Annotated in this window: 14 protein-coding genes; 7 read left to right on the top strand and 7 right to left on the bottom strand. The window is 68.9% G+C overall.

Going from position 1 to position 15034, the window contains the following annotated elements:
* Nucleotides 1-128 precede the first annotated feature (128 nt).
* Nucleotides 129-854, bottom strand: coding sequence for a ribonuclease PH (rph, locus tag B2Y21_RS07930; protein ID WP_003168385.1), 726 nt, complete (start codon nucleotides 852-854; stop codon nucleotides 129-131).
* Nucleotides 855-969: 115 nt separating this feature from the next.
* Here rph and hrcA point away from each other — a divergent pair, with 115 nt between their 5' ends.
* Together hrcA and grpE are read left to right on the top strand one after the other, a co-directional pair.
* Nucleotides 970-2064 carry a heat-inducible transcriptional repressor HrcA gene (gene hrcA / locus B2Y21_RS07925; protein WP_292058690.1) on the top strand — a complete coding sequence of 365 codons (1095 nt, stop codon included), beginning with the start codon at nucleotides 970-972 and terminating at the stop codon, nucleotides 2062-2064.
* 41 nt (nucleotides 2065-2105) lie between these two features.
* Nucleotides 2106-2675 (top strand): nucleotide exchange factor GrpE, encoded by a 570-nt coding sequence (grpE, locus tag B2Y21_RS07920; protein WP_374759223.1) that lies wholly within the window; start codon nucleotides 2106-2108, stop codon nucleotides 2673-2675.
* Nucleotides 2676-2848: 173 nt separating this feature from the next.
* On the opposite strand, the gene B2Y21_RS07915 is transcribed toward grpE, so the two are convergent.
* Together B2Y21_RS07915 and B2Y21_RS07910 are read right to left on the bottom strand one after the other, a co-directional pair.
* Nucleotides 2849-3754: a dienelactone hydrolase family protein gene (locus B2Y21_RS07915; protein WP_292058688.1), complete on the bottom strand. Its 906-nt coding sequence runs from the start codon at nucleotides 3752-3754 to the stop codon at nucleotides 2849-2851.
* Between the two features lie 73 nt (nucleotides 3755-3827).
* Entirely contained in the window at nucleotides 3828-4475 is a 648-nt protein-coding gene (locus B2Y21_RS07910; protein ID WP_292058685.1) for an alpha-ketoglutarate-dependent dioxygenase AlkB, read from the bottom strand.
* Between the two features lie 282 nt (nucleotides 4476-4757).
* Here B2Y21_RS07910 and dnaK point away from each other — a divergent pair, with 282 nt between their 5' ends.
* From dnaK to dapB, 3 genes are all read left to right on the top strand, one after another.
* Nucleotides 4758-6665, top strand: a complete 1908-nt coding sequence (gene dnaK / locus B2Y21_RS07905) for a molecular chaperone DnaK (protein WP_292058683.1) — start codon at nucleotides 4758-4760, stop codon at nucleotides 6663-6665.
* Nucleotides 6666-6856: 191 nt separating this feature from the next.
* Nucleotides 6857-8065: a molecular chaperone DnaJ gene (gene dnaJ / locus B2Y21_RS07900; RefSeq protein WP_292058681.1), complete on the top strand. Its 1209-nt coding sequence runs from the start codon at nucleotides 6857-6859 to the stop codon at nucleotides 8063-8065.
* On the top strand, nucleotides 8062-8811 hold the full coding sequence (gene dapB, locus B2Y21_RS07895; protein ID WP_076224433.1) for a 4-hydroxy-tetrahydrodipicolinate reductase: 750 nt from the start codon (nucleotides 8062-8064) through the stop codon (nucleotides 8809-8811). Before dnaJ ends, dapB begins: the two co-directional genes overlap by 4 nt.
* 68 nt (nucleotides 8812-8879) lie before the next feature.
* Here the strand turns inward: dapB and B2Y21_RS07890 are convergent, their stop codons facing one another.
* Genes B2Y21_RS07890 through coaBC form a run of 3 tightly spaced genes read right to left on the bottom strand, consistent with a single transcriptional unit; the run spans nucleotide 8880 to nucleotide 11019 of the window.
* Nucleotides 8880-9281, bottom strand: coding sequence for a BLUF domain-containing protein (locus tag B2Y21_RS07890; protein WP_292058679.1), 402 nt, complete (start codon nucleotides 9279-9281; stop codon nucleotides 8880-8882).
* A 48-nt stretch (nucleotides 9282-9329) separates the two neighbouring features.
* Nucleotides 9330-9779: a dUTP diphosphatase gene (gene dut / locus B2Y21_RS07885; protein WP_292058677.1), complete on the bottom strand. Its 450-nt coding sequence runs from the start codon at nucleotides 9777-9779 to the stop codon at nucleotides 9330-9332.
* A gap of 16 nt (nucleotides 9780-9795) precedes the next feature.
* Complete coding sequence (gene coaBC, locus B2Y21_RS07880) at nucleotides 9796-11019, bottom strand: bifunctional phosphopantothenoylcysteine decarboxylase/phosphopantothenate--cysteine ligase CoaBC (protein WP_292058675.1); 1224 nt, start codon at nucleotides 11017-11019, stop codon at nucleotides 9796-9798.
* Between the two features lie 145 nt (nucleotides 11020-11164).
* Here coaBC and B2Y21_RS07875 point away from each other — a divergent pair, with 145 nt between their 5' ends.
* Nucleotides 11165-11665, top strand: coding sequence for an S-type pyocin family protein (locus tag B2Y21_RS07875; RefSeq protein ID WP_292058673.1), 501 nt, complete (start codon nucleotides 11165-11167; stop codon nucleotides 11663-11665).
* Between the two features lie 11 nt (nucleotides 11666-11676).
* Here B2Y21_RS07875 and B2Y21_RS07870 read toward each other — a convergent pair whose 3' ends face one another.
* Nucleotides 11677-12540, bottom strand: coding sequence for a glutamate racemase (locus tag B2Y21_RS07870; RefSeq protein WP_292058671.1), 864 nt, complete (start codon nucleotides 12538-12540; stop codon nucleotides 11677-11679).
* A 121-nt stretch (nucleotides 12541-12661) separates the two neighbouring features.
* On the opposite strand from B2Y21_RS07870, the gene B2Y21_RS07865 reads away from it, so the two are divergent.
* Nucleotides 12662-14845, top strand: a complete 2184-nt coding sequence (locus B2Y21_RS07865) for a M3 family metallopeptidase (protein WP_292058669.1) — start codon at nucleotides 12662-12664, stop codon at nucleotides 14843-14845.
* Nucleotides 14846-15034 lie beyond the last annotated feature (189 nt).

The raw sequence follows: 15034 nt of genomic DNA, 5'->3' as shown, positions 1-15034 counted from the left end.
TGCTGGCAGGCGGCGAGCAGGCCGCTGAGGATCAGGCAGGCCAGAAGGGACGGTCGGGTCATGTATGGGTTCCGGATCGAGGTTCGCCTGTCAATGACGATGACCCCGATCCGGCTCCACGAAAAGCCTTATCGGCGCGCGGCCTCGACGGCGGCGCGCTGCAGGGCGAACAGTTCGGCGCAGCCGATTTCGGCCAGTTCGAACAGGCGGTCGAACTCGCCCCGGCTGAAGCCGCGCTTCTCGCCGGTGGCCTGGATCTCGACGATCTGGCCTGCGCCGGTCAGCACGAAGTTGCTGTCGGCCTCGGCGGTGGAGTCTTCCTCATAGTCGAGGTCCAGCACCGGCAGATCCTTGAACACGCCGCATGACACGGCCGCCACCTGATCCAGGATGGGGTCGGTCGTCAGCACGCCCTCGTCCTTGAGGTAGTTGAGGGCCGAGGCCATCGCCACCCAGGCGCCGGTGATGGAGGCGGTGCGCGTGCCGCCGTCGGCCTGGATCACGTCGCAGTCGATCAGCACCTGACGCTCGCCCAGCGCCTTGAGGTCGACCACGGCGCGCAAGGAGCGGCCGATCAGGCGCTGGATCTCCTGGGTGCGGCCCGACTGCTTGCCAGCGGCGGCTTCGCGGCGGCCGCGCGTGTGGGTGGCGCGCGGCAGCATGCCGTATTCGGCGGTGACCCAGCCCTGGCCGGTGTTGCGCATCCAGCCCGGCACCTTCTCCTCTATCGAGGCCGTCACCAGCACCTTGGTGTGGCCGAAGGACACCAGGCACGAGCCCTCGGCGTAGCGGTTGACGCCGGTTTCCAGCGTGACGGTGCGAAGTTGTTCGGGGGTGCGTTCGGACGGGCGCATGGGAATTCCTTGGAAGCGGGATGGCGCGTGCTTATCCTGAAACCATGAGCCTGTCCCGCCCTGACCCGTTTGCGGTGAGTCTCCGTTCCGTTCTGGCGGGGCGGAGGGCGTCGGCATGAGCCTGCTTTATCCCTCGCCCGGTCTGGCGACGCTGGATGCGCGGGCGCGCGACATCTTCCGGCGGGTGGTCGAGAGCTATCTGGAGACGGGCGAGCCGGTGGGGTCGCACACCTTGTCGCGCGCGGGGCTGGACCTGTCGCCCGCCTCGATCCGCAACACCATGCAGGCGTTGACGCAGGCCGGGCTGCTGGCCTCGCCGCATACATCGGCCGGGCGGGCGCCGACCCATGCGGGGCTGCGGCTGTTCGTGGACGGCCTATTGGAAGTCGGCGACATCGGTCAGGAGGAGCGGCGCGAGATCGACGCCCGGCTGGCCGTGCTGGGCGCCAAGGGCGGCGGCCGCAATGTCGAGGAGGCGCTGGATGCGGCCTCGTCCCTGCTGTCGGGTCTGGCGGGCGGGGCGGGCATCGTCGCCAGTCCGGTGCGCGAGGCGGGGGTGCGTCATGTCGAGTTCGTGGCCCTGGGCGGGGGGCAGGCGCTGGCGGTGCTGGTGGCCGACGACGGGGTGGTCGAGAACCGGCTGATGAGCCTTCAGCCCGGCGTCACGCCCTCGACCCTGCAGGAGGCGTCGAACTTTCTCAGCGCCCGGCTGAAGGGCCGTCCGCTGGCCGAGGCGCGCCATGAGATGAAGGCCGAGATGGAGGCCGCGCGGCGCGATCTGGACGCCGCTGCGGCGCGTCTGGTCGAGGACGGGTTGGCGGCCTGGAGCGGCGGCGCGGGCGGCGCGGGTCACGATCGCAACCTGATCGTGCGGGGGCGCGGCAATCTGTTGCAGGACGCTCGCGCGGCCGAGGATCTGGAGCGGGTGCGCGTCCTGTTCGACGATCTGGAGCAGAAGGAACAGCTGATCGGCCTGCTGGACGACGTCGGCGCGGCCCAGGGCGTGCGCATCTATATCGGCGCGGAAACGCGACTCTTTTCGCTTTCGGGTTCCGCCGTGATCGCGGCGCCCTATATGTCGGGCCGGCAGCGGGTGCTGGGCGCCATCGGCGTCATCGGGCCCGCGCGGTTGAACTACGCCCGTGTCATACCGTTGGTGGACTATACCGCCCGGGTGCTGGGCCGGATTCTGGACGGACAAGAGACGTGAACGACATCAACGACGAGACGCGGGATCAACTCGAGCAGGACATCCACGAGGCGGACCTCGCGCCCGAGGGCGACGACACCGCCGTGGTCGACGCCCTGATCGCCGAGCGCGACCAGTGGAAGGACCGCGCCCTGCGTGCGGTGGCCGAGGCCGAGAACGTCAAGCGCCGCGCCGAGACGCAGCAGAACGACGCCCGCGCCTATGCGATCCAGCGCTTCGCCAAGGATCTGCTGGGCGTGGCCGACACGCTGGAGCGCGGTCTGGCGACGGCGCCCAAGGACGCCGACGGCCCGGCGGCGGCCATGCTCACGGGGCTGGAACTGACGCAGAAGTCCCTGCTGTCGGCTTTTGAGGCCAACGGCCTGACCCGCGTCGATCCGGCGCCGGGCGACGCCTTCGATCCGCACCTGCACCAGGCGATGATGGAGCAGCCTTCGGACACCGTGCCGGGCGGGGCCGTCATCCAGACGCTGCAGCCGGGCTACGCCCTGTTCGGCCGCACCGTGCGCGCGGCCATGGTGGTGGTCGCGGCCAAGGGGTCGGGCGCGGCGGCGGGCGGCGCCTATGCCGATCCGAACACGACCGGCGGGAATTTCGACGCCAAGGCCTGAGGCTTTCGCGCGCTGAAACGACGACGGCCCGGCGCAGACGCGCCGGGCCGTTTTCTGTTTGCCTGTATGACCGCTCATCCCGGCGGACGCCGGGATCCAGTGGGAACGTCACGCGCCGTGGTTGCGGCCAAAGCACTGGGCCCCGGCGTCCGCCGGGGTGAGCGGTGAAGGGGTCAGTCCTTCAATCTCGAATCGAACAGCGCCAGCAGCCGCCGCCAGCCGTCCTTGGCGTCCGCCTCGCGGTAGGAGGCGCGGTAGTCGGCGTGGAAACCGTGCGGGGCGTCGTCGTAGAGGATGATCTGACTGTCGCTCCGGCCGGCGGCAGCCAGGGCGTCGTTCATCGCCTTGACCGTGTCGTTGGGAATGCCGCTGTCTGCACCGCCGTAGAGGCCCAGCACGGGCGCCCTCAGCTCGCCCGCCAGGTCGATGGGCCAGGGGCGGCCCGCCGTCTTCTGTTCGTCGGTGGCCGTGTCGGCGGGGGACAGGCGGCCGTACCAGGCGACCCCGGCGTCCAGCGTCGGGAAGCGGGCCATGGCCTGCCACACCACCTTGCCGCCCCAGCAGAAGCCGGTGATCCCGACCTTGTCGGCCTTGGCCCAGGACTGGGCGCCGATCCAGTCCAGCGTGGCGCCGATATCGCCCATCACCTGGGCGTAGCCGGCGGCGGCGACGATGCGCATGATGGTCTGCATGTCGCTGAGCGGGGCCGGGTCTTGCGCGCGGACGAAGAAGGCGGGGGCCACGGCCGCATAGCCCGCCTTGGCCAGGCGGCGGCAGACGTCGCGGATGTATTCGTGCACGCCGAAGATCTCGGACACGACGATGACGACGGGGAAGGGGCCGGCGCCTTCGGGCCGGGCGACATAGGCGGGCAGGGCGAAGCCGTCGGGCGCCGAATAGGTCGCGTCGGCCGTGACCAGGCCCGCCGTGTCGGTGGCGATCGGCTGGGCCGACTGGCTGAGGGCGGCGGGGGCGTAGGCGGCGAAGAACAGCCCGCCCGCCGTCGCCACGCCCAGGCTGCGGCGGCTGGGGGCGATCTGGTCGGGGCTCAGGCCCTCGGGCCGGGTGATCAGGGTCATCTCGGGGCTCCGGTCGGCGCTGTGGAAGCCGCGACAGTGCCCCGGCTTTCGCCGTCGCGTCGAGTCCTTCCGTCTAGCCGGCGACCCGCAGGGTCAGGTTGACCCGCCCCCCGCCGGGCAGCAGCCGCGACGAGCCCGTCAGCAGCCGATCGATTCCGTGACGCGCCAGCCGCGCCGGTCCGGTCAGGGCGCAGACGTCGCCCGAGGCCAGGCGCACGCTGGCCGTCCTGCCGCCTTCGGCCGGGCCGATGCGGAACACCGCCGTGTCGCCCAGGGAGATCGACAGCACGGGCGCGGTCAGGTCGCGCTCGTCCCGGTCCTGATGCAGCCCCATCTTCGCCTCGCCCTGATAGAGGTTGACCAGGCAGGCGTCGGGCGGGCTCGGCCAGCCGGTCAGGGCGTCCCACAGGCTCAGCAGCCGGGGCGGAATGGCGGGCCAGGGCGCGCCGGTCGCCGGATGGGTCGGCTGATAGCGATAGCCTTCGCGGTCCGACACCCAGCCCAGGGCGCCGAAATTGCTCATCCGCACCGAAAACGGCCGCCCGCCGGGCGTGACGGGGCGATAGAGGGGCGCCGCCTCCAGGCCTCGCCGCACCTCGGCCAGCAGTTCGGCCTGTTCCACAGCGTCCAGCAGGCCGGGCCACAGACGAAAGCCGGGCAGGGCGGTCGGCGCTTCCCTCAGCTCTTTTCTGGACGGTTGCGGGCTGTTTTGCGGGATCATCGGCCGAATTTAGCGGCGCCGCGCCGCCTTGTCCGCCATAAGGCGCGGAATCGGCCCGGAACCGGGCGGAAGGCCTTGCAGCCCATGCGGTCTTTCCCATATCCGAGCCAATCCGGCGATAACCCCCTATTCGTTAGGGGCTTGCTCGCCGATCCCATCCACCGCCGAACCGGGCCTCGCCCGGCGCGGCATGATTTCAAAAGCCCATCTGGGGGCGGTCACGCGCGGCGCTTGATCCAAGGCCGCCGCATCGCCCGCCGCAAGGAGTGAAAAGACAAGCCCATGGCCAAGATCATCGGCATCGACCTCGGCACGACCAACTCGTGCGTCGCCGTCATGGACGGCAAGAACCCCAAGGTCATCGAGAACGCCGAAGGCGCCCGCACCACCCCGTCGGTGGTCGCCATTCAGGACGGCGGCGAAATCCTCGTCGGCCAGCCCGCGCGCCGTCAGGCGGTGACCAACCCCGCCAACACCTTCTTCGCCATCAAGCGCCTGATCGGCCGCAATTTCGATGACCCGGTGGTGGCCAAGGACAAGGGCATGGTGCCCTTCGAGATCGTCAAGGGTCCGACCGGCGACGCCTGGGTTCAGGCCCACGGCAAGGACTATTCGCCCCAGCAGGTTTCGGCCTTCACCCTGGGCAAGATGAAGGAGGCCGCCGAGGCCTATCTGGGCGAGAAGGTCACCCAGGCCGTCATCACCGTTCCGGCCTATTTCAACGACGCCCAGCGTCAGGCGACCAAGGACGCCGGCAAGATCGCCGGTCTGGAAGTCCTGCGCATCATCAACGAGCCGACCGCGGCGGCCCTGGCCTATGGTCTTGAGAAGAACGACGGTCAGAAGATCGCCGTCTACGACCTGGGCGGCGGCACCTTCGACGTCTCGATCCTGGAGATCGGCGACGGCGTGTTCGAGGTGAAGTCGACCAACGGCGACACCTTCCTGGGCGGTGAAGACTTCGACATGCGTCTGGTCGACTACCTGGCCGACGAGTTCAAGAAGGAGCAGGGCGTCGACCTGCGCCAGGACAAGCTGGCCCTGCAGCGCCTGAAGGAAGAGGCCGAAAAGGCCAAGAAGGAGCTGTCCTCGACGACCCAGTACGAGGTCAACCTGCCGTTCATCACCATGAACGCCTCGGGCCCGCTGCACCTGAACATCAAGCTGTCGCGCGCCAAGCTGGAAGCTCTGGTGGACGATCTGGTCCAGCGGACGATCGAGCCCTGCGCCAAGGCGCTGAAGGACGCGGGCCTCAAGGCTTCGGACATCGATGAAGTCGTCCTGGTCGGCGGCATGACCCGCATGCCCGCCGTGCAGGAAGCCGTGAAGAAGTTCTTCGGCAAGGAGCCGCACAAGGGCGTGAACCCGGATGAAGTCGTGGCCCTGGGCGCCGCCGTTCAGGCCGGCGTTCTGCAAGGCGACGTCAAGGACGTGCTGCTGCTGGACGTGACGCCGCTGACGCTGGGCATCGAGACCCTGGGCGGCGTGTTCACGCCGCTGATCGAGCGCAACACGACGATCCCGACCAAGAAGGCTCAGGTCTTCTCGACCGCTGACGACAATCAGTCGGCCGTGACGATCCGAGTCTTCCAGGGCGAGCGCCCGATGGCCGCCGACAACAAGGTGCTGGGTCAGTTCGACCTGATGGGCATTCCGCCCGCGCCGCGCGGCATGCCGCAGATCGAGGTCGCCTTCGACATCGACGCCAACGGCATCGTCCATGTGACGGCCAAGGACAAGGCGACGAACAAGGAGCAGTCGATCCGCATCCAGGCCAACGGCGGCCTGTCGGACTCCGACATCGAGAACATGGTCAAGGAAGCCGAGGCCAACGCCGCGGCCGACAAGGCCCGCAAGGAACTGGTCGAGGCCCAGAACGGCGCCGACAGCCTGGTCCACTCGACCGAAAAGGCCCTGGCCGAGCACGGCGACAAGATCGACGACGCGACCAAGGCGACCATCCAGTCGGCCCTGGACGACCTGAAGTCGGCCAAGGACGGCACGGACCCCGAGGCCATCCGCGAGAAGACCAACACCCTGGCGCAGGCTTCGATGAAGCTGGGCGAGGCCATGTACGCCGCCCAGCAGGGCGGGGCTGACGGCGACGCCGAGGGCCAACCGGCCGACGACGGCGTGGTCGACGCCGAGTTCGAGGAAGTCTCGGACACGGACGAGAAGAAGGACGCCTAACCCGGCGCCTCGCTAATGTTCGGCCCCGCTTGCCAGACGGCAGGCGGGGCCGTTTCATGAAACTTGCATCATTCGACCGGGCGCCCATGTCATCAGGCAGGCCGTCGGTCATCCGCGAACGGAACGCCTCCAGATCAAGAGAGGCCGAACAGCACCCTGGCGCGGCGGGAAAGTAAGAGGACGAACGCCTGATGGCGCAACGTGACTATTACGAGATTCTGGGGGTCGAGCGGACGGTGGACGCCGTCGTGCTCAAGAGCGCCTATCGCAAGCTGGCGATGGAGCACCACCCCGACCGCAACGGCGGCTCCGAAGAGTCCGTGGCCCGCTTCAAGGAAATCTCCGAAGCCTACACCGTCCTGTCGGACGAGCAGAAGCGCGCGGCCTATGATCGCTTCGGCCACGCGGGCGTGGGCGGCGGCGCAGGCGGAGGCAACCCCTTCGGCCAGGGCGGCGGCCAGGGCTTCCACGACATCAACGACATCTTCTCCCAGGTCTTCGGCGACGCCTTTGGAGACGCCTTCGGGGGCCGGGGCGGCGGGCGCCAGCAACAGAGCGGCCCGCGTCGCGGCTCGGACCTGCGCTACGACCTCGAGATCACGCTGGAGCAGGCCTACAAGGGCGCCGACGTTGAGATCGCCATCCCGACCCTGATGACCTGCGAGGTCTGCGACGGCTCGGGCGCCAAGGCGGGCACCAAGCCGACCATCTGCTCCACCTGCGGCGGCGCCGGTCGCGTGCGCCAGGCCAACGGCTTCTTCCAGGTCGAGCGCACCTGCCCCCGCTGCGGCGGCTCGGGCGAGATGATCGCCGATCCCTGCACCAATTGCCGGGGCCACGGCCAGGTCCGCAAGACCCGCAAGCTCAGCCTCAAGGTGCCGGCGGGCGTCGACGACGGCTCGCGCATCCGCCTGTCGGGCGAGGGCGAGGCGGGCCAGCGCGGCGGGCCGCGCGGCGACCTCTATGTCTTCCTGTCGGTGCTGCCGCACGAGCTGTTCGAACGCGACAACCTGGACCTGCTGGTCACGGTGCCGGTGCCGATGACGGTGGCGGCGCTGGGCGGCATCGTCGACGCTCCCTGCCTGGTCTCCGACGCCTGCGACGGCAAGTGCAGGGCGGCGGTCGATGTGCCCGCGGGCGCCCAGACGGGCAAGACGGTCCGCATCAAGGGCAAGGGCATGCCGCACTTGAACGGGCGCGGTCGCGGCGACCTGGTGGTCGAGCTGTTCGTCGAGACGCCGACCGAACTGACCGCGCGTCAGAAGGAGCTGCTGACCGAACTGGCGGACTCCCTGGGCGAGACCCAGACGCCGCGCAACACCAGCTTCGCCGGCAAGGCCAAGCGCTTCTGGGCCGACATCCTGGGCGGCGACGCCGATAATCCGAAAGAGACTGCGTGAGCGACATCTTCCACGCCGGCATCTCCGGCGCCCGGGGCCGCATGGGCCGCGCCGTTTCTCAGGTTCTGGACGCCCGCGAGGACGTGGTGGTCGCCGCCCGTTTCGATCGTGGCGAGACGGTCGACCTGAAGCTGTGCGACGTCATCATCGACTTCTCGACGCCCGAGGCTTCGGTCGCCCTGGCCAAGGCCTGCGCTGCGGCGGGCGGACCGGCCCTGGTCGTCGGCTCCACCGGCCTGACGCCGGAACAGGAGGCCGAGATCGAGGCCGCCGCCGACAAGATCGCCATCGTCATGAGCGGCAATTTCTCGCTGGGCGTGAACATCCTGATCGGCCTGGTCGAGCACGCCGCCCTGCGGCTGGATGCGCGCGACTGGGACATCGAGGTGCTGGAGACGCATCACCGGCGCAAGGTCGACGCCCCCTCGGGCACGGCCCTGATGCTGGGCGAGGCCGCCGCCAACGGCCGGGGCCGCGATCTGAAGGAACTGCGCAGCGCTCCCTATGACGGCATCACCGGCCCGCGCGAAACGGGCAAGATCGGCTTCGCCAGCCTGCGGGCGGGCGGGGTGATCGGCGACCACACCGTCATGTTCGCCTCGGAAGACGAGATGCTGACCCTGTCGCACTCGGCCATGGACCGCAGCCTGTTCGCCAAGGGCGCCGTGGCCGCCGCCGCCTGGGTGCGCAACCGCCGCCCCGGCCTCTACGACATGCAGGACGTGCTGGGCTTCCGGCAGGCGTGATGTTGGAGGGGCGCTGGCGCGCTCCCCGCGTTATCGCTCGCCGCGCGGCGGCTCGTTGCTTGAGGGTGTCAGGCCGGTTCGGTCAGCAGGGCGCCCATGGCCTCGCGCCAGGCGGCCAGGTCGTCGGAGCGCTGCGCGATCAGGCGGCTGAGCGTGTCGCACGGGCTCTGCGCCGGAACGGTCATGCCCCAGGCGGGGAAGGCGCGGCGCTCAATGCGTCCGCGCGCCATGACCTCGATCTCTTCATGCCGCTCGTCGAAATGCAGGTGCAGCATCAGGATGTCGAGCGCGGTGGGGGAGCCTTCCAGGCACTGAACGAACACGCCGTCCTGCAGGGCCAGCGCCCCCGTGATGCCGTTGCGGGCGTTCAGGAAGGCGGCGACGTGAACGATGTCGAGGAGCGCAGCCCGTTCATCGTCCGGCGCCAGTTGCGAGCGGCTGCAATAGACAAGCTGATCCAGCGTGTTCATGACGGCCACGCTAGACCAGTATCTAAGGATGCGAAAGTAGGGTTGGCGTCAACGTCCGGTTGAGCCGAAGCCGCCGCCGCCGCGCGCGGTCTCGTCCACCGCCTCGACCTCGACCATCCGGGCCTGCTCGTAGCGGGCGATGACCATCTGGGCGATGCGGTCGCCGCGCTTGATCTCGAACGGCAGCTCGCCGTGGTTGATCAGGATGACCCCGACCTCGCCGCGATAGTCGCTGTCGATGGTGCCCGGCGAATTGGGCGCTGAGATGCCGTGCTTCAGCGCCAGGCCCGAACGCGGGCGCACCTGGGCCTCATAGCCGGGCTCCAGGGCGATCTTCAGCCCGGTCGGGACCAGCTTGCGCTGGCCCGGCTCCAGCACCAGCGTCTCGCCATCGCCGATGGCGGCGCGCAGGTCCATGCCCGCCGAGCCGGCGGTCTCATAGGCGGGCAGGGCCAGGCCCTCGGCGTGGGGCAGGCGTTCGACACGGATGGTGGTCATGACGGGGAGGTCTCTTCTAGGCCTTGAAGTGATCGGCGATGCGCAGGGCCAGTTTGCGCGCCACCTCGGTCTTGGACTGGCGCGGCCAGGGCTCGGAGCCGTCCTGGGTGAACAGGGTCACGGCGTTGCCGTCCGAACCGAAGACCTCGTCCGAGACGTCGTTGCCGACGATCCAGTCGCACCCCTTGCGCGACAGCTTGGCGCGGGCGTTGGCCTCCAGGTCGCTGGTCTCGGCGGCGAAGCCGACCACCAGTTTCGGACGGCGCGGACCGGGGGCGGAGACGCCCGCCAGGATGTCGGGGTTCTCGATCAGGGCCAGCGACGGCGGACCGCCCGGCTTCTTTTTGATCTTGCCTGAGGCGACGCCGTCCACGCGCCAGTCGGCCACGGCGGCGCTCATCACGGCGATGTCGGCGGGAAGAGCCGCCTCGACGGCGGCTTTCATCTCAGTGGCGGCCTCGACCCAGACGCGGGTCACGCCGACGGGCGCGTCCAGAGCCACCGGGCCGGAGATCAGCGTCACCTGTGCGCCCAGCTCGGCCAGGGCGGCGGCGACGGCGTAGCCCTGCTTGCCGCTGGAACGGTTGGTCAGGCCGCGTACAGGGTCGATCGGCTCGAAGGTCGGCCCGGCCGTGACCACGGCGGTCCGACCCGTCAGCGGGCGGCCGTCCGGTCCCGCCAGCAGGCGGGCGACGGCGTCGAAGATGACCGGGGGTTCGGCCATGCGGCCCGGCCCGAACTCGCCGCAGGCCATGATCCCGTCGTCCGGCCCGACCACGGCCATGCCGTGAAAGCCGTCGAAGCCCTTCAGCCGCTCGACATTGGCCCGCACCGCCGGGTGCAGCCACATGCGCACGTTCATGGCCGGGGCCAGCAGCACCTTCTTGTCGGTGGCCAGAAGCGTGGTTGAGGCCAGGTCGTCGGCCATGCCGTTGGCGGCCTTGGCGATCAGTCCGGCCGTGGCGGGCGCCACCACCACCAGATCGGCCCAGCGCGACAGCTCGATATGGCCCATGGCCGTCTCGTCTTCCGGCATGAACAGATCCTGCCGCACCGGATGGCCGGTCAGGGCCGCCAGCGACATGGGGGTGACGAACTCGGCGCCGGCCTTGGTCAACACGGCCATCACCTCGGCGTCCGCCTTCTTGAACAGGCGGATCAGCTCCAGCGCCTTATAGGCGGCGATGCCGCCGCCGACGATCAGCAGGATTTTGTGGCCGGAAAGCGAGGGTGCGGTCATGGTGAAATCTGTAGCCGGGCGGGGTGACGGCGTCGAGACAAAGCGACGTCGCTGACGTTTCCGTCAATGGAACATTGCCGGAACAAAAATTGTATGCCTAACTGCGTTCGGCGGGTTTTCAGGAGGGGATGCCATGCATGTGCGGATGTCTGCGGCCCTGGCTGCGGCGGTTCTGGTTCTGGCGGGATGCGACAGCGGCGGCTCGGCGGTCGAGACGCGGGATCGCAGCACGGCCGAACCGGTCGGCCTGGTTTCAGAGGGGGCGCAAGACGGCGTGGCGGATGCTGCGTCGCTGGAAGCGGCCAAGCCGCCGGTCACGGCCAATCGGCGGGAAACCGCCGACGCCAAGGTGCAGCGGCTGTATGAGCGCAACGGCGCGGACTTCGGCGCCAGGTCGGCCGAGGATTATCTGCAGAAGGTTCAGGCCTTCACCGAGAGCACGCCGTCCGGCACCGAGACGGTCAAGCGGCCGAACGGCGACACCCTGTTCTATCAGGCTTCGACCAACACCTTCGCCGTGGTGGACCGCAACGGCGTGCCGCGCACCATGTTCAAGCCGGACGACGGCCCGGCCTATTGGGCGCAGCAGAAGGAGCGGGCCCCGACCTTCGGCCAGCGACGCAACGGGGCGCGTTCCGCCGAATAGCGGGCCTTGTCTCAGGCCTGATCGAACGTCAGGGGCGCGCCCCAGAATTGGGCGACCAGGTCCGACTGCGGGCCGGGCGTTCCCGTGGTCAGGAAGTCGCGGCGCGCCGACGAGCCTAGTTCGTATTCCGGGTGGCGGTCGAAATAGCGCTCCAGAGAGTCGGCCACGGCGGCGGGCTGGCTGATGACCTGGACGCCGGGCGGCAGGGCCTGGGCGAACAGGTCGGCCACGATCTCATAGTGGGTGCAGCCCAGGATGGCCTTGTCCGGGTGGCGGCCGATGCGGCGGCGCAGGGCGTCGACGTGGTCGTCGACGACCACCTTCAGCTCTTCCGGCGGGGCGCCCAGCTCAATCAGACCGGCCAGACCGGGGCAGGCCTCGGTGAAGACGGCCAGATCGTCGCGGCGCTTGTCGATCTCGATCTCATAGACCCGGCTCATGGCCGTGGCGGCGGTGCAGAAGACGCCGGTGATGTCGATCGCCTGCTTCTTCTCGCCTTCCAGTCGGCCGTTGCGCTCGGCCTCGAACGACCAGGGCAGGCCGGTGGCGGCCTCGATGGTCGGGACGATGATGCCCAGGACGTTGACCGGGCGGCCCAGCTTTTCGCGCATCCCCGGAATCCAGGTCTGCTGCAGGCGACGCAGGGCGATGGCCGAGGCCGTGTTGCAGGCCAGCACGACTACGGAGGCGCCCGCCTCGAACAGGCGCTCGCACCCGGCGCGCGTCAGTTCGACGATATCCTCGCCGTTGCGCCCGCCATAGGGAGCGTGGGCCTGATCGCCCAGATAGATGAAGTCCCGCGTCGGAAAGCGGGTCGTGAGTTCGCGGTGGACCGTCAGGCCCCCCACGCCGGAGTCGAAAACGCCTATCGCCATGCAGCGGCCTTTAGCCTCGCGGGGTTTCGCCGTCCAATAGTTAGGACTAAACCGGATTTATGCGACGTCGGGGGCCGCTGCGCCGAAGGACGTCCGAAACAGCTATGGTTGGGAGACCTGGATGCACAGACGTCATCTTCTCATCGGGGGCGCGAGCCTCTTCGCCCTGTCGGGCTGCGCCTCGGCCGGGACCGTGGAGAACGCCGTGAGCGGCGCCGTCGCCGCCCTGACGACCGCCGATGAGGCCCGCATCGCCCGCGCCGTCCTGCCTGCCGCCGCGCCGCGCGCCGAGCTGCTGCAGCCCTGGACCGGCCCCTATGAGGGCGTGCCGCCGTGGGACAAGGTGACGGCGCCCAAGATGCGCGAAGCCATCCTGGAAGGCATCGAACTGCAACGCGCCGACATCGCCGCGATCGCGAACAACGCCGAAGCCCCGACCTTCGCCAACACCATGGCGGCGATGGAGATGGTCGGCGAGCCGCTGGACCGCGCCATGAACGTGTTCAGCGTCATGACCTCGAACATCGGCGGCGAGCAGTGGGACGTGCTGGAGACCGAGCTGTCGCCGATCCTGTCGGCCGCCTCGGACGAGATCACCTTCAACGAGAAGCTGTTCGCCCGCATCAAGGCCGTGGCCGACGGCGCCGACGCGGCGGGCCTGAACGCCCAGCAGAAGCGTCTGGCCGAACGCAGCCGCGACGCCTTCGTGCGCAACGGCGCCGCCCTGAACGCCGCCGGCAAGGCCGAGCTGGGCCGCATCAACACCGACCTGTCGAACGCCTTCACCGGCTTCGGCCAGAAGGTGGTCGCCGACGAGAACACCTGGACCGTCATCGCCAATGAGGCCGGTCTGAAGGGCCTGCCGGACTCGAACAAGGCCGCCGCCGCCGCGGCCGCGCGCACGCGCAACGTCCAGGGCTGGGCTATCGTCAACACCCGCTCCAGCGTCGATCCCTTCCTGACCTTCGCCGACGACCGCGCCCTGCGTCAGCAGGTCTGGACCAAGTTCGCCAAGCGCGGCGACAACGGCGACGCCAACGACACCAAGTCGACCATCGCCCGCATCGTCGCCCTGCGTCAGCAGCGCGCCCGCCTGCTGGGCTTCGGCAACCACGCCGAATGGCGCATGCAGGACACCATGGCCAAGACCCCGGCCGCGGCGATGGACCTGATGCAGCGTGTCTGGGCCCCGGCCAAGGCCCGCGTCGCCGAGGAAGTCGCCGACATGAAGGCGATCGCCGGTCACGACATCGAGCCGTGGGACTACCTCTACTACGCCGAGAAGGTGCGTAAGGCGAAGTACGACCTCGATCAGAACGAGCTGAAGCCCTACTTCGAACTGCACGCCGTGCGCGCGGCCTCCTTCTACATGGCCGAGCGCCTGTACGGCTTCGTCTTCAAGCCACTGCCCAAGGGAACCGTCTCGACCTTCGAGCCGGACGTGACCACCTATGAGGTCACCGACAAGGCCACCGGCAAGCTGATCGGCCTCTACTACGCCGATGACTTCGCCCGTCCGGGCAAGCGTTCGGGCGCCTGGATGACCACCTATCGCTCGTTCTCGAAGCTGACGGGTTCGAAGCCGATCCTGGCCTCGAACAACAACAACTTCGTCAAGGCGCCGGACGGTCAGCCGCTGCTGATCTCGCTGGACGACGCCGAGACCCTGTTCCACGAGTTCGGCCACGCCCTGCACTACTTCTCGTCGGTGGTGACCTATCCGTCGTTCGGCAACACGCCGCGCGACTTCGTGGAATATCCGTCGCAGGTGCACGAGCACTGGGTGCTGAGCCGCCCGATCCTCGACGGCTACATGAAGCACGTCGAGACCAAGCAGCCGATGCCGCAGGCGCTGGTGGACAAGATCGAGGCCTCCTCGACCTTCAACCAGGGCTACGCCACGGTCAGCTACCTGTCCTCGGCCCTGGTCGACATGGACCTGCACACCCAGGCCACGCCGCCGACCGACATCGACGCCTTCGAAAAGGCCTCCCTGGGCCGTCTGGGCATGCCCAAGGAGATCGTGATGCGGCACCGCCTGCCGCAGTTCAATCACCTGTTCACCTCGGACGCCTATTCGGCGGGCTACTACTCCTACCTGTGGTCGGAAGTGATGGACGCCGACACCTGGGCCTACTTCGAGGAGTCGGGCGACGTCTTCAATCCGGACATCGGCGGCCGCTTCAAGTCGATCATCCTGGCGCCGGGCAACACCACGGATCGCGGCGACGCCTATCGCCAGTTCCGCGGCCGCAACCCGGACGTGGCGGCCCTGCTGAAGGTGCGCGGCTTCCCTGTTTCCTAAGGGGCCTACCGGCCTTCGGCCTACTTGAGGCCGTTGGCTAACAAAGTTGAAGGGGCCTAGCGGAGAAATCCGCCGGGCCTTTTCTATTTCGGCCGGGGTGGCGTAAGCCTTGGCTGTGTCACGGGTCGCGTCGGGTCGAGACCCGAAGGGCGGCGCGAAGCAGCCAAGGCGGAGCCTTCTGATCGCGGC

The sequence above is a fragment of the Brevundimonas sp. UBA5936 genome, assembly GCA_002430835.1.
Lineage (GTDB): Bacteria > Pseudomonadota > Alphaproteobacteria > Caulobacterales > Caulobacteraceae > Brevundimonas.
This window is presented reverse-complemented; position numbering and strand designations above follow the sequence as displayed.